The sequence below is a fragment of the Faecalibaculum rodentium genome, assembly GCF_001564455.1.
Classification (GTDB): Bacteria; Bacillota_I; Bacilli_A; order Erysipelotrichales; family Erysipelotrichaceae; genus Faecalibaculum; species Faecalibaculum rodentium.
The window spans coordinates 1,763,034-1,777,336 of sequence record NZ_CP011391.1; the positions used below are offsets into that span (position 1 = coordinate 1,763,034).

At 60.3% G+C, this 14,303-nt stretch carries 11 protein-coding genes; 1 reads left to right on the forward strand and 10 read right to left on the reverse strand.

Annotated features, from left to right (window positions below; translation table 11 throughout):
* Window positions 1–49: 49 nt before the first annotated feature.
* From thiI to aalo17_RS08690, 3 genes are read right to left on the reverse strand one after another with little or no spacing between them, the layout of a single operon-like run.
* Entirely contained in the window at window positions 50–1,342 is a 1,293-nt protein-coding gene (gene thiI / locus aalo17_RS08680) for a tRNA uracil 4-sulfurtransferase ThiI (protein ID WP_082743336.1), read from the reverse strand.
* Window positions 1,326–2,456 (reverse strand): cysteine desulfurase family protein, encoded by a 1,131-nt coding sequence (locus aalo17_RS08685; protein ID WP_067558326.1) that lies wholly within the window; start codon window positions 2,454–2,456, stop codon window positions 1,326–1,328. The genes thiI and aalo17_RS08685 overlap by 17 nt, the downstream gene beginning before the upstream one ends.
* On the reverse strand, window positions 2,453–4,207 hold the full coding sequence (locus aalo17_RS08690) for a septation ring formation regulator EzrA (protein ID WP_067558329.1): 1,755 nt from the start codon (window positions 4,205–4,207) through the stop codon (window positions 2,453–2,455). Before aalo17_RS08690 ends, aalo17_RS08685 begins: the two co-directional genes overlap by 4 nt.
* Before the next feature lie 397 nt (window positions 4,208–4,604).
* On the opposite strand from aalo17_RS08690, the gene rpsD reads away from it, so the two are divergent.
* A complete protein-coding gene (gene rpsD / locus aalo17_RS08695) occupies window positions 4,605–5,213 on the forward strand; it encodes a 30S ribosomal protein S4 (protein ID WP_067558333.1) in 609 nt (202 codons plus the stop codon).
* Window positions 5,214–5,460: 247 nt separating this feature from the next.
* Here rpsD and aalo17_RS08700 read toward each other — a convergent pair whose 3' ends face one another.
* The 7 genes from aalo17_RS08700 to aalo17_RS08730 all read right to left on the reverse strand — a co-directional run bounded on the left by aalo17_RS08700 (window position 5,461) and on the right by aalo17_RS08730 (window position 14,169).
* Window positions 5,461–6,381 (reverse strand): SpaA isopeptide-forming pilin-related protein, encoded by a 921-nt coding sequence (locus aalo17_RS08700; protein ID WP_067558335.1) that lies wholly within the window; start codon window positions 6,379–6,381, stop codon window positions 5,461–5,463.
* Complete coding sequence (locus aalo17_RS08705; protein ID WP_067558338.1) at window positions 6,378–7,151, reverse strand: class C sortase; 774 nt, start codon at window positions 7,149–7,151, stop codon at window positions 6,378–6,380. Before aalo17_RS08705 ends, aalo17_RS08700 begins: the two co-directional genes overlap by 4 nt.
* The gene (locus aalo17_RS08710; RefSeq protein WP_067558341.1) at window positions 7,148–8,779 is read right to left on the reverse strand and encodes a SpaA isopeptide-forming pilin-related protein; all 1,632 of its coding nucleotides are present in this window, start codon (window positions 8,777–8,779) and stop codon (window positions 7,148–7,150) included. The genes aalo17_RS08705 and aalo17_RS08710 overlap by 4 nt, the downstream gene beginning before the upstream one ends.
* Window positions 8,776–11,142 (reverse strand): MSCRAMM family protein, encoded by a 2,367-nt coding sequence (locus aalo17_RS08715; protein WP_067558344.1) that lies wholly within the window; start codon window positions 11,140–11,142, stop codon window positions 8,776–8,778. Before aalo17_RS08715 ends, aalo17_RS08710 begins: the two co-directional genes overlap by 4 nt.
* A gap of 156 nt (window positions 11,143–11,298) precedes the next feature.
* Window positions 11,299–11,610, reverse strand: coding sequence for a single-stranded DNA-binding protein (locus tag aalo17_RS08720; protein ID WP_067558347.1), 312 nt, complete (start codon window positions 11,608–11,610; stop codon window positions 11,299–11,301).
* 110 nt (window positions 11,611–11,720) lie between these two features.
* The gene (locus aalo17_RS08725; RefSeq protein ID WP_067558349.1) at window positions 11,721–12,974 is read right to left on the reverse strand and encodes a M16 family metallopeptidase; all 1,254 of its coding nucleotides are present in this window, start codon (window positions 12,972–12,974) and stop codon (window positions 11,721–11,723) included.
* Window positions 12,961–14,169 carry a M16 family metallopeptidase gene (locus aalo17_RS08730; protein WP_067558352.1) on the reverse strand — a complete coding sequence of 403 codons (1,209 nt, stop codon included), beginning with the start codon at window positions 14,167–14,169 and terminating at the stop codon, window positions 12,961–12,963. Before aalo17_RS08730 ends, aalo17_RS08725 begins: the two co-directional genes overlap by 14 nt.
* Between the last annotated feature and the right edge of the window lie 134 nt (window positions 14,170–14,303).

Sequence of the window (14,303 nt, forward strand, 5' to 3'; positions counted from 1 at the left end):
CATCCTCAGACGAATCACCCGGGCAGTGTCTGCCAGCTGAATTCTTCGATCAGAACAGATCTTCGTCCCGCAGGGCACTGTTTCCCTGCGGGATTGCCGGTTCCTGGCTGGCTGTGGTCAGGGCCTCTTCCAGGACACAGCCGGCAGCCGGTGCGGCAGGTGCTTCCGGCACGTATCCCGGCCGGATCCGAAGCTTCTCCGCATGGTCAATGCACGCCTGCACCTGACTCTGCCAGTCCCAGCGGCTTTCGAACCGCTCGCACTTGTCCAGTCTGGGCTTCGTCACCGGCGCCTTCGGCGTGAAAATCGTGCAGCAGTCCTCAAAGGGCAGGATGGATGTCTCATAGGTGCCGATCTGTTCGGCAATGCGGATGATCTCCACCTTGTCCATGCACGCACAGGGCCGCAGCACCGGTGTGGTGGTCACCGCGTTGATGCACACCATGGACTCCAGTGTCTGGCTCGCCACCTGTCCCACGCTCTCGCCCGTGGCAATGGCCTGGCAGTGCCGCTTTTCGGCCAGTCCCGCCGCAATGCGCAGCATCATCCGGCGCATGATCGTGATGGCATAGGACTCATCGCAATGCTGGTAGATTGCCAGCTGCAGCTGGGTGAACGGCACCACATGCAGGAGCACTTCTCCCTGGTAGGGTGCCACCAGGCCAGCCAGTGTCAGCACCTTGTCCCGGGCAGCCTGGGAGGTGTAGGGAGGCGCCGCAAAATGCACTGCCTCGATCCGGATCCCGCGCTTCATGACCAGCCAGCTTGCCACCGGAGAATCGATTCCTCCGGAGAGCAGCACCATGGCCCGTCCGCTCGCCCCGACAGGCAGGCCGCCTGCACCGGGGATCCGCTTTGTCATGATGTACGCCGCGTCTTTGTGGACTTCGACGATGATCTTCACATCCGGGTTCTTCACGTCCACCTTCCAGTCGGTGTTCCGCAGGATTTCCCCCGCGCAGATCCGGTTGATCTGGTCGCTGATCACCGGGAACAGCTTGTCGCTGCGTCTGGCGGCCAGCTTGAAGGTTCCGGGATGGGCTGCATCAATGCTCGCAAGGACGGCGGCCTTGATTTCCTCCATGTCCGGCTTCACCTTGATGGCCAGGGACAGGCTGGAGATCCCGAAGACCCGGGACACCACATCGCAGACCGCATCCGGGTCTTCCCCGTTCAGGTAGATGTACATCCGGTCGTGTTCCTTCCGGTAGGCCAGGGCCGGGAATGCTGAAAGCGCATTGCGCACGTCCTCGTAGAGTGTCTTGATGAAATTGCCGCGGTTCTTGCCCTTCAGGGAAAGTTCACCGTAGCGGATCAGAATGTGGTCATAACGGCAGTCCATACTGGTTCAGGATCTCCTTTGTTTCTTCAATAAACCGCTTCCCTTCCTCCAGGGTATTCTGCCCGGAAAAAGAGAGACGGATGGCATGGGTGGTTTCCGAAACCGGACGCCCCATGGCTTTCAGCACTTCGCTCTCGTTCGACGAACGGGACTCGCAGGTGCTCTTGGCCGACACGCAGATGCCCCTGGCATCCAGGGCATTCATCAGCACTTCGCTGGTGATTTGCGCAAAGCTGACATTGAGGATGAAGGGACTGGCATTCTCCGGGCTCTGGATCTTCACCCCGGGCAGGGCGCCGAGTTCCTTTTGCAGCATCCGGTTCAGCTCCGTGATGCGCTCCCGGTCCTTTGCCTGGCTTTCCAGCGCCAGTCTGACGGTCTTGGCCAGCACGATGTCCGCCGGGGCATTTTCCGTGCCACCCCGCATCCCCTGCTCCTGCTGGCCGCCAAAGAGCAGCGGCTGCAGCTTCAGGTTCTTCCGTTTGTACAGAAAGCCGCTGCCCTTGAGGCCGTGCAGCTTGTGGGCCGACACACTGCCCAGGTCCAGGCTCTCCCAGGGAATGTCCTCCTTGCCGAAGGACTGCACCAGGTCCGCATGAAACACCGCCGTCGGATGGGCATGAACAACATCCGCGATTTCCCGCAGCGGATTCACCGCCCCGGTCTCGTTGTTCACATGCATGATGGACACCAGCAGCGTATCCGGCCGCATGGCTTCCCTCACCTGCCGAGCCGTCACGGATCCGTCCGCATTCACCGGCAGCCGCTGCACATCGAAGCCCTGGCTTTCCAGCCAGTCGGCGGCGTGGGCCACGGAGGAATGTTCCACATTCGTGGTAATGATGTGCCTGCCGCGCTTCCGGTTGGCCAGCGCATAGCCGGCAACCGCCAGGGAGTTGGCTTCACTGCCCCCGGATGTGAAGAGAATCTCCTGGGGCTGCACACCGATGGAGGCCGCAATGCGTTCCCGGGCCTGTTCCAGCAGCCTGCCCGAGCGCCGGCCCAGCGCATGCAGGCTGTCCGGATTGCCATACAGATCACTCACCAGATGCCCATATACACGAGCAACCTCTGGGTGAACAGAGGTTGTCGAGGCATTGTCGAAATAAATCATCCGGCTGTGTTCATCACCGCGGGGTCTTTCCGGGCGATCAGCTTTTCATAGATGCCGGGGTGCATGTTTTCGATCGCCTGGATGGCAATCTTGAGCGCCCGGGTATACTCGCCGTTCTGGAAGCACACTTCCGCACGGGTCAGCTCGGAATCCATGGAGGGATAGGTGCTGCGGAAGCGGTTGCCGAAGACAATCGCGTTTTCCACCATCACAGCCACACCCACCAGGTTGTTGGCGTTGTTGTACAGCCGGTACACGAAGTCAATCGCATCCTGCAGGTCGGCATTCAGCGTCTGCACATCCAGCGGGGAGTGATCCAGCACACCGCGCACCCGGGAAATCAGGCGTTCGCCTTCCTTGATGTCGGCCGAGAACTGGTCCGAGATGGAGGGCAGCTGCCGGCTCACGGTGTTCAGCCGCACCTCGTTGAGGATCAGCTGCAGCTTGATGAGCTGCTTGCGCGCCCGGTTCTCGTCGCTCGAGGCGCCCACCAGCATTTTCTTCATGTCACGCACCTGCGTGCCGAATGTGGATACATCCTGTGCGAAGCCGCGGTAGGTGTGCACCACGTCGCTGCGGGGATAGTCTTCATCCGCCAGCTGTTCGGCAATCAGCGCCCGCTGCTGCTTGAGTTCCTGGAGCTGGCCGGAAGCCAGGTGGAACCGGTGTGTCCAGTCCTCCAGACCGAAGCGGTCCTTGATGGAGGCATACAGTGTCATGATGTCCTGCAGCTCGCCTTCGATTTCATCCACCTGACGGAAGATGGAAGACAGGCCGCTGGAGATCTCGTCGTAGGCTTTCTTTTCAGACAGCACTTCCTCCTGCAGCTTCAGGATGTCGTCCGCGATGGCGTCCAGTGCCTTTGCACCGGCCTGGTCCTGTCCTTCGTCCAGCAGGTCCACGGCGTTTTCCAGCGCCAGGCTGATGGCTTCCAGACGGGCCGGGGCATTCAGGTAGGCAATGTCGATTCCGCCGTTTTCCAGCACCGCGATGTGTCCGGAGACTTCATCCACGGCCTGCGGAATGATGGACTTTGCCTTTTCATACAGGCCGGGGGTGCGGGCGATCAGGCCGGAGACTTCGTCCACGCGGCGGGATATCTTGTCCACTTCTTCCTTGGCCTTGTTGAATTCGGATGCGAACATCCATTCCTCGAAGTTGGAGAACTCGTTTTCAATGTCTTCAATTTCCCGGTCCACCACCGCACTGGCGTTGTAGAAGCTCGACCGGTTGTCCTGGTAGACCGCCTTCACGTTGCGGAAGCGTTCCTTCAGGGCATTGGATTTTTCCCGGACTTCGGTTTCCCTTGCCAGGATGTGATCCAGGGACTGGTTGACGATCCGGATCCGCGTGCGGGTTTCATCCAGCATGGTTTCCAGTTCGTCCATGACCGCCATGGACTTGCGGGTCTTGTGTGCCGACAGGTAGTCATCCGCCCGGGTGAACAGCTCGTCACACTGGGTGATGTTGGACTGGCACACATCATATTTGGCTTTCAGTTCCTTGACCCGGTCCATGATGTCATCATTGACCCGGGCAAAGGCACTGGCTTTGTTGTACTTGTAGGCCAGCGGGTTGTTTCGGATTTCGTTGACTTCGATCTCCAGGGACTCCAGACGTCTGGCAGCCTTCCGTCTGCGGCTCATGCGCATCACGATCCAGATCAGTATCAGGAGCAGCAGTGCGATCCCGATGTAGATCATCATCGTGGTTGACAGATGACTGCGGATGAACGTCATCACCTGTTCCATATAAGTATCCCTCCTTCTGTGGCAGCCGGACTGTCACAGACGGCTGCATGTTGTATTCAGCTTTGCACCGGCTGCAGGCTCTGCCGGAAACCCGGGTCTGGAATGCGAACCGATTCAGATAACAGTATATCAGTCAATGGGGTGCATGCGAATGATTTTGTTTCGCTTCCGGTGCGGTTGTCCCTGTTTCCCGGCACATCTCCGGTTGAATCACCGGACAGCTTTTGTTAGTATAGATAGGCATGAATCGAAGCAGCAGGCAGAGACGGCGGCCTGCGCGTTGCAGGCTTACGCGATGTGAGTAACAGAAAGCTGACTGGAGAAAGCATCATCTGCAACACGTCCGCCGGGGATCTGCCGCCTGTACATCGTTTTATGGACATACAGGAGGACAATCATGTCAAGAAACACAGGATCCACATGGAAGAAGTCCCGTCGTCTGGGATTCTCCATTCTGGGCACCGGCGAAGAACTCGCCCGCCGCAACTATGCACCCGGACAGCACGGCAGAAACCGTCGTCCGAAGATGACCAACTACGGCCTGCAGCTGCAGGAAAAACAGCGGATCCGTCACACCTACCAGCTGACGGAAAAGCAGTTCTTCAACACCTACCAGAAGGCCAGCCGCAAGGCCGGTGCTGCCGGTGAAAACCTGCTGGTGATGCTGGAAAGCCGTCTGGACAACCTGGTATACCGCATGGGCTTTGCGAACACCCGCCGCGGTGCGCGCCAGCTGGTCAGCCACGGTCACGTGCTGGTCAACGGCAAAAAGGTGGACATCCCTTCCTACCAGTGCAAGCCTGGTGATGTCATTGAAATCCGCGAACGGTCCAGAAACATGAAGGCCATCGCCGAAGCCCTGGAAGCTGCGGTTTCCCTGGTTGACTTCGTCGACGTGGACAAGGACAACAAAAAGGGCACCTATGTACGGTACCCGGAGCGCAACGAGCTGTTCCAGAGCCAGCCGATCAACGAGCTGCTGGTCGTAGAGTTCTACAACAGATAAGCGCACAGAAAGAGGCTTCGGCCTCTTTTTTTGTGTCTGCAGCCCGGATGGCTGACAGAATGCAAAAAAAACCGGCGGTCTGACGTGGCTGACAACCGGTACGGGAAGGATTGCATGCATGACCCGGAGCTGTGGACAGGTCTGCAGCCGCAAAGGACGGGATCCAGGAGAAAGGTCCGGTCTCATCCGGAATCAACAGCGGGATGTGCGGCTTCAGCAGATCAGACAGCCGCATTCCTTTGTATGGTTATGAATCAGACCGCTTTCGCAGCAGGGCAAACACCAGGGCCATGCCGGCGGCTGCAGCCAGGCCGGCCGCCAGCCAGAGCCCGGCCCTGGAGTCCAGACCGGTGGGCGTCCTGCCGGGGGCTGCCGGCTCTTTCCCGTTTACATACGCCACCCGGATCACTCCATCCTGTATGTCGGCTTCGCGTCCATCCACAAGGACTGTATCTCCCAGGCTGACCCGGATCACCCGGGTGCTTTTTTCATACCCCGCCGGGGCTTTTTCCTCGGAAATCGCGGAAGACCCCCAGCGCAGGTCAAAGCGCACGGTGCCGGTCTCCGGGTCGGTCACACCTTCCTGGCGCTGTCCATCCTGTTCCAGCACAAACCGGAAGTCCAGTCCCGTCACAGGGTGGCCCTGTTCGTCCACTTTTTCGATCACGAGATCCGGAAAGGGTTCCCGCTTGGGCTGCACCACCGTGTCCCAGGTCATGTCCTGGCTGTCCAGGTCCCAGGAGGGAATGGCACACAGAAACGGGGCGATCCAGCCGTAGCCGGCACCGTCTCTCTGTCTGGCCAGCCACACGCCCGTCTCCAGTATGGCCCTGGCCTCACCATTGGAGTCCGTCCTCATTTCCACTGCCTGCACCGGCTGTTCAGGCGCGGCCTGGGCCAGGTTCTGCGCAGCCTGGGCCAGGTCGGCTGCGGTTTTCAGACCATTCAGGTCCACGCCCGTGTCCGTGTAGGCATCCAGAAGGCGGTAGTTTCCGTCCTCAAGCGTGGCCACTTTCTCCAGTGAGAACCGGACCCCTTCCCGCTCCCCTTCTTCCGTCAGCTGCAGCGTCAGCGTGCCGGCTGCATCTTCTGCCTGTGCCTGCACGCCAGGATGCGGCCACAGAAGCAGTCCCGCCAGCAGGACGGGCAGCCATCGTTTCAGTTTCATGTTGTCTCCTTTCGTCTGTACAGCAGGAACGCTGCTGCGCCAAATCCCGTTGGTGCCAGCAGAAACGCCAGCTCCCGGGCAGATGGCACAGCAGGTGCCTGCGCATCTTCCGCGGTCGTGTCCACTGTGGTCCGCCGTCCGGTCACCACCAGCCGGTGGGTGTTGATGCCATAGGGTGTGCAGGTCACCAGCGATACCAGGTCCTGCCCCGGCACCGGATCCAGAACGCCGGTGTCCTCCGGTTCGACCACCTGGATGTCCGTCACTTCGTAGGCCAGTGACTGTGCCGGTGTATCCACAAAAAACAGGTCGCCGGCTTTGAGCTCATCCAGCCTGGTGAACAGTCTGGCAGAAGGCATGCCCCGGTGTGCGCTCAGCACACTGTGATACCCGGGTTCTCCCAGCGGCAGGTCACTGAATTCCACATGACCGGCCCCGGCGGAGAGCACCTCTTCCCCGGTCCCGTGATAGACCGGAAGGTTCACGCTGATTTTCGGAATGCTCAGCGTGGCCATGATCCCGGTCTGCGTGATGTCCAGGATCTGGTCATAGTCTCTGGACAGCGGCTGTCCATGACGCCTGGCCTCGTTCCAGGCCCTGGCTTCCTGCTCCAGCTCGCGTGCCCGGTCGGCAGAAACCGTGGACGCCTCCTGCCGGAAGGTGGACACGGCCTCCTGCTGCCGGTGGGTTTCCATCAGTCCGGAGATCACCGGAAAGAGCGCAATCAGACACGCCGCCACCAGACAGAACAGGGACAGGCTGCGTCTCATCCACGTCTGCGTCCCATCCAGAGTCCGGTGACCGCCAGTCCGGCAGCTGCCGCAAAGAGCACGATGGTCATGCCCGATCCGGTGGAGGGCAGCACGCTGCCTGTCCGGTTCAGGACACTCAGGTTCGCGGACGTCTGTATGGGATCTGTTTCCAGGTCCTGCCCGCCGGCTGTGGCTGTCAGATTCGTGAGCCCCTGGCCGCCGGCCACATAGGCATGCCGGTCATCCACAAAGCCGGGTGTGATCGTGATTTCGATGGGGTCCTTCAGTTTGTGGTATCCCGCGGGGGCCTGCACTTCCCGGAGCCAGTACGTCCCCTGGTCCAGGCCGTCCAGCCGGAATGAGCCCTCATCATCCGTCACAATGTCCTGTGCATCGGCAGCGGGGAGATAGACATCCCCGTGTTTGGCGAACCCCAGTTCTGTCTGGCAGTCTTTGTCCAGGTACAGCCGGAATTTCGCACCGGCGAGCTTCACGTCGTTTTCGTTGTGCTTGACGGCGTTGAGGCGGTAGGTGTAGCAGACCACGGTATCCCAGGGCGTGAAGCCGGTCTGGCTGGAGTCCGGGTCGTTGGAGAACTCCAGGCGCACGGTGTTTTCGAAGCCCTGTTTTCCCTGGTCCTGCCGGTCCAGGATGCCTTCGTTGAACACCCCGTTGTAGGTCAGTTCCACGCGCTGACCGAAGCTGCCGAACTCCCGGTCGGCAATGGCCTTGATGTCCGGAATGGTGACGGAGAACGTCTCGTCTGCGGTCGGGGTGTCCGTGATCGTAAATTCCTGCGGACTGAGCCGGTACTGTTTTCCGTCTTTGTCCAGGGTCACGGCCACGGAAGACGGGTCAAAGTCCAGTGCCGGGTCCATCCTGTCGTGAAACCGCATCAGGTATGTTTCATAGCCAGTGACATCCGGGAGCGTGGTTTCAAAGCGGTAAGGTATCGCCTGGCCGTACTGGTAGTCACCGATGTCGTTCCAGCCCGCTGTTCCATCATCTTCCTCGATCTGCTTGATCAGCTGAGGATAGTCCGACTTCACTTTGATCTGAACAGATGGAGCAGCGGTGCTGACCATCAGCAAAGAGGCCGCAGCATGGGATCCGCTGATGTCGGTTCCTTCTTCATCCGCCATGTACCAGCCATAGTCCAGACCGGCAATGGTGAAGCTGCCGTCGGCAGCCGTGGAATCCACCCGGAAACTTTCTCCCTGGGCGGGCTGCAGGTGGTCCTGCACCGTCGAGAGGAACTGGCGCAGGGCACTGTCCTGTCCCGAGAGGGAGGCCACATAGTCCACGGCCTGCTGTTCCCCGACCGCGCCAGCCTGGATACCCAGGCCGGCTGCGACTGCCTGTTTCACGGCAGCTTCGGTTTCCGGATCAAAGCGGTAGACCACGGATTCCCCGCCGGCTGCAGGCTCCGCCTCGAACAGCCGGTACAGAGTAAAGCGCCGGCCCTGCAGAGTCTGGGATGCGGAAGAGGGCTTCAGGACAATGGAGGCCGGTCCGCCACCTGCCTGCACAGTACCGGCTGCGGACAGCACAGCGGTGTCCATGGCATAGGCCGGGGCACAGGCTGCAGCGGGAATCAGCGGAGTCATGGCCAGCATGGCGGCCATGAGCATGACAGATTTTTTCATTTTGTATCCTTTCCTTTCAGCAGCCAGGCAAATGCCGCAAGAACGGCTGCGGCTGCAGCGATGTGAATCATGCCGGATGAACCGGTTTCAGGCAGGGCATCCTGCACCTGGTTGATGCGCACAAGCGCTGCCTGCAGGATGCCCTTGTTCATCTCCACCTGCACCATGTCATCCTGGTGTCCGGCTTCATAGCGGGTGCCATTGACCTCCAGCGATCCGCTGCCGGTATCAGGATCGGCGTGCATGACAAGTTTCACGGCTGCCGGATCTGGTCTGTACCCGGCCGGTGCCTTGCGTTCCTTCAGCCAGTACGGTTTGCCGTCCCGGATCTTTGGAATGGCCAGTTCCCCGCTGCTGTCTGTGGTTCCTTCGTAAAACAGACTGGTGCAGGCTTCGTCTTCGTAGACGGCAAACTCAGCCCCCTCGAGAACATGTCCGTCGGAGCTCTTCTTGATGAGCCGCAGGGCGTGTTCTCTGGGCCGGTTGACGACTTCCGCCGTCTTCCAGATTGTCATGGTGCGGGTATCCACGGTATGCACCGCCGCATCTGCGACGTAACCGGCGGGGGCTTTGATCTCCCGGATCTTCACGTCGCCTTTGGGGAAGCATGGCTTGCCGTGTTCATTGAGGTAGAAGGGATCACCGCTCACTTTGTGGGCGTCGTCCAGCAGGATCTTTCCCTGCGCATCGGATTTCATGACCCAGGTCCGGGTGGGCCGGGTGTCCCCGTTTTTGTAAAAACCGATCTCGAAGTGTGCATCTGCCAGGGTCTGCCCGCTGTCTCCCTTCTTCAAAAGCAGCAGGTCCACGAGCGTGGTCTCCGGGGTGTCTTCCACCCGGCCGGTGGTCGCAAGTGAATGGCCGTTTCGGTCGATGGTCACGGTGCAGGTGGCCGGGTCTTTCTGATATCCCTGGGGAGCTTTGGTTTCCCGGTAGGTGTAGGTGCCAAAGGGCAGCGATATCTCATTCGTCGTTCCGGTTTTGTCCGTGGTCAGGACGCCGGCTTTGTGCCCCGCTGCATCATAGAGTGTGTATTCGGCGCCTGCCAGGGAATAGGCATGGTTGTCCTGTGTCACATCGGGCAGCCGGCCTGTCTTTGTCAGGCGGAAAGTCCCGCTCGGATTGTCCACATAGAAGGCCAGGGGCTGGTATGGCTTGTTCAGACCCTGCCAGTTTTCACCGGATCCTTCGGTGTCCGCCAGGTAGGCATGGAAGGTGGCAGGGGGTTCCGGCCAGCGTTTCATCTCCTCCCAGACCGGTCCGCTGTAGTCCCGCCAGATCCAGCCGCCGCCGATGCTGCTGCCAATGGAGGTGTTCACATTGGACATGGACACCAGGTCGTTGGTGACAATGATCTGCTGGGCGGTATTCAGGCCGCGGGCAGCGAGACGGTTGTCCGGTCCGCCGTAGCCGTAGTACAGGGCCTTGCGGAACATCGAGTCCGTTTTCTTTACCGCCTCTTTCAGCGGGGTGCCGGCCTGCGGGGGTGCATACATGCCATTGGCGCAGAATCCCTGCCGCAGCCCGAATCCCGGAATGTTCATGGTCCACAGTCCGCCGGTCATGTAGCCGCCGGGGTAGTACCAGGTGTGGTCTTCGTATTTCGTCACGGTGTTCACCGTCCGCATGCGACCTGTCTCCTGGAGACCGTTTACACTGCGGTTCAGGATCTGCATTCCGCCCCGGACAGCTGCCATCGGCCCGAAGGCCGTAAAGTAAGCCGGAAGCAGGAAGCCGTCTGCGTCCACCCAGTCCTGCAGGCCGTAGTCTTCGATCATGGCCAGCCGCATCTCTTTGCCGGCCCGGAAGTTTCCCTGTCGATAGGCTTCAATGAGAGTCGACTCCTCCTTTGTGAGTTCAAATGGCCGGTCCATGGGACGCATGAGGTCACGGTCTGCTTCCGGGGCCTGTTCTTCGGTCTGCCCGGGGTCCGGATCTTCCTGCCCGTCTTCGGTCTGCCCGGCTGTCAATGGGTTGCTGTCTGGCTCCTGTTCGCCGTCTGTCTTTTCGTGGCTGTCTGCCGGCGCAGGCTCAAACAGAGCCCTGATCAGTGTGTCCTGGTCCAGGGTGAAGGTCAGCCGGGGCTCATGGCTGGTGACCGGCTGTCCGTTGCGTTCAAATCCCGCAAAGCGGGCTCCTGCCTCAGGTGTGGCTTCCAGAGAGACTTCCTCTCCCTTCGGCCGCATCCAGCTGCCAGGCCCCTGTCCGTTCCAGGTCACAGTCCCCGGGCCTTCTGACCGGAGTTCCAGCTTCACTTCCTCTGGTCCCCTGTCGCGGGCATGGACCGGCATCAGCCCGCCTGTCATGAGCAGCAGGGCTGCCGCTGCCCCGGACAGGAACCGTTTCGCGATCGTTCGTTTCATCGTTCTGTTCCGTACTCCTTTTCTGTTTCTGTATCAGTGTCAGCCGGCAGCGTTTCGGCTGCCGGGAATTCTCAAGGAAAAAGCAGACTGGTGTCTGCTTTCCTGGCATCGTCATCCTCATTCCTTCAAAGGGGGGAGGAGAAAGGCAGCCCGCTCCTAACTCAGGACGTCGACGCGCTCGGCCACGAAACTGTAGTTGTTCCAGACCTTTCCATCTTTTTCATAGGGACGGCTGGCAATGCGTCCTTTGGCAGTCACCCAGCTGCCGCCGCGGCAGACACTCCCAATCGTGTCCGCCAGCCCTCTCCAGACCTCCAGCGTGATGCGGTCTTTCTCATACAGTCCCTGGGCATTGGCAAAGGGACGTTCCACTTCCAGCGTGACTTCCGCCATGCGGATCCCGCCGGGTGTCTCGCGCATCACCGGGTCCTCTGCCAGGCGCCCTGCGAGGCAGAATACATTCAGCAATTCAATTCCTCCTTTCCTGCACACCCGCTACTTTACGCATCGCCGTCCGGACACACAAAAAGCCCGGATCCTCGATCCGGGCCTGGAAATCCATATGTTTCAGGTGAAGTTCACCCCTGCAGGGCTTCATTTCGCGGCGTTATCAGCGTCACAGTGCAGTTTTCAAAATTCAGTTCCCTGACTGCCTGTTCCACATCCGTCAGTGTAATGTTCCTCGCCATTTCCGTCTGTTCGGCCAGCGGCACGTCATCCAGGACAGCTTCCAGCTCTTTCTGGGCCAGTCCCTGGAAGGAGTCCTGCAGCCGCAGCGACCGGGCGAGGTTCTGGCGCCTGAGAATCTCGAAGGTCTTTTCGGACAGCATCGGCCGCCGCTTCACCAGGTCCATGACCAGATCCCGGAACTCATCGGTTTTCTCTGTCTGCGCATAAAACAGCATGTACGCATCCTTGTCGGAGAACTCCCCTTCCCCGCTGTAGACCTGTGTCAGGATCCGCTGGTCGATCCAGTCCTGGAAGGCGGGATTCAGGGGGGAGAACATGCCGTCGATCCAGAAATTCACCGCCAGGTCCCGCTTCATGTTCTCCCGGACATCGCCGGCGGGTTTGAACTTGAAGCCAATGCAGACATAGGGGGCCGCCACATCCATGGGCAGTGTGAACGAGCTTCGATGCACGGACTCAGGTTCCGGGTCGAACACGGGGACCGGAGCAGTTTCTTTGCTCCCGGGATAGCCGGCTTCCCGGTCTTCAATGAATGCCAGGACTTTGTCCAGCGGATGGGGAGTGATGCCGATCACCACCATCCGGGCGGGATCATACCAGGTGTGGTAGAACACCGCCAGGTCTTCCGTGGACATGTCCCGGATGTCCTGCGGGGTGCCCAGGATGTCGGTGTTGAGGGGATAGACGTGATACAGGCTGTTCATGGTTTCCTGCAGCAGCCTGGACTCGGGGTTCTGGTCATACATGTCGTATTCCGAAAGGATGATTCCCTTTTCCTTTTCCACACTGGCTTCGGTGATGTCCAGCGTCTGGACAAAATCCAGCAGCAGCCCCAGCGGCGGCAGCGGGTCAGCCGTGGTGGAAAAGTAATAGGCGGTTTCCTCAAAAGCAGTATAGGCATTGGTGCCGGCCTGCATGGCGGCCATGTCATCCGTCACATCCCGGCCATTGAGCCGGAACATCTGGTGTTCCAGGAAATGGGCCGCACCGGAACGGAAGCGCCGGCGCCCTTCGGCAGTGTTTCCCTGCAGGTACAGACCGCCGGTGCCGAATCCCGCCAGAAACAGGGACCGGGAAAACCCGGGTTTGCGGATCAGCACCACGCGGGTGCCGTTGGGCAGTGTTTTCTCAATCCTGTTCATCGGCTTCTCCTTCCTGCACGATGGATGTGACAGCCAGCTGCAGCTTCTGTGCGGTTTCCTGCACATCCCGTCGGGTCACGCGGCGCAGACGGGCGATCTGTTCCTGGTCTGTGCGGTGCAGATCCAGCAGGTCCTGCTGGAAGGCGGTCTCGATCAAAGCCCTCGGGAAATCGCGGCGGGCGCTGATGCCGTCCACGAGGTCCAGAATGGCGGCATCAAACAGGCTCTGGGGATAGTCATCATCCGCAATGCGCCGGATCTGCCGGGCGATTTTCGACTGCAGGTCCTCCAGGTATTCCGCCCTGGTCCCGGCCGTGACGAGCAGCAGGCCGTCAAAGCGGATCAGGGAACAGGAAATGGAATAGCACCAGCTGTGGCGTTCGCGGATCTCCTCGAAGAGCAGGCTTTTCTGTCCGCTGCCCAGGATCGAGCTCAGGACCATGAGAGCCGCGGACTCCGAATCGCTCAGCGTGATCTGTGTGGTGTATCCCTGCACCAGGGATGTCTGGGCAATGTCCCGGACCTCCCGGACCACTGCCGGCATTTCCCTGGGGGCGAGGGGAGAATGGGGTGTGCAGACCGGTGCAGTCTGCAGCAGTCCATCCAGAAACCGCTGCATTTCCGGCAGCAGATCGCCCACGGCATACAGGCTTTTGGGCATGTCCAGCCAGGTCTTCCACAGGTGCCGGACTTCGTCCAGCGTGACAGACTCCAGGCCCTCCAGTGTCCCGGAAATGGGGACGGCCAGCGAGGTGCCTTCCCCGGCTGCGGCCAGCGCGGCCAGAACGGCCGCTGTATCGGGATCTTCCTGCTGGCGCAGCAGGCGGGCACGGATCATGTACAGGGCTTCCTCCAGGCGTTCGGCCGTGAGGCAGGGATGAAAGAGCACCTGCTCCATCACCTCCTGCACGGCTGCAGGATAGGCAGGATCCCGGATCAGATCGGGGCGGATCCACTCGAACACCACTTCCAGTGCTACCTGTGCACCGTAGCCGGTGAGGCCACAGCGGACATGCATGGAGTAGGCCCGGCCCAGGGCCTCGGTGAACGTCTGCCGGTCCGGCCAGGTTTCTGTTGCGGAGCGGATCATCCACACCAGGACATTCCACCCGGAGATCGTCCGGCTGTCCAGAGGCACCAGGGCCCGCAGCGAGACCGTGTTGTTGGTAAAACGCGAAGTTTGTATCAGTTGCATCTAAGTTCCTTCCTGGATCACTGGTTCGTCAGCCGGCACACAGCCTGCCATTCCGGCATTCCGGCGCCTCAGGCTGGAAAAAGGAAGCGGTGACGCTTCCTTTTTCATGGGCAGACTGCCTGTCAGCACGGGCT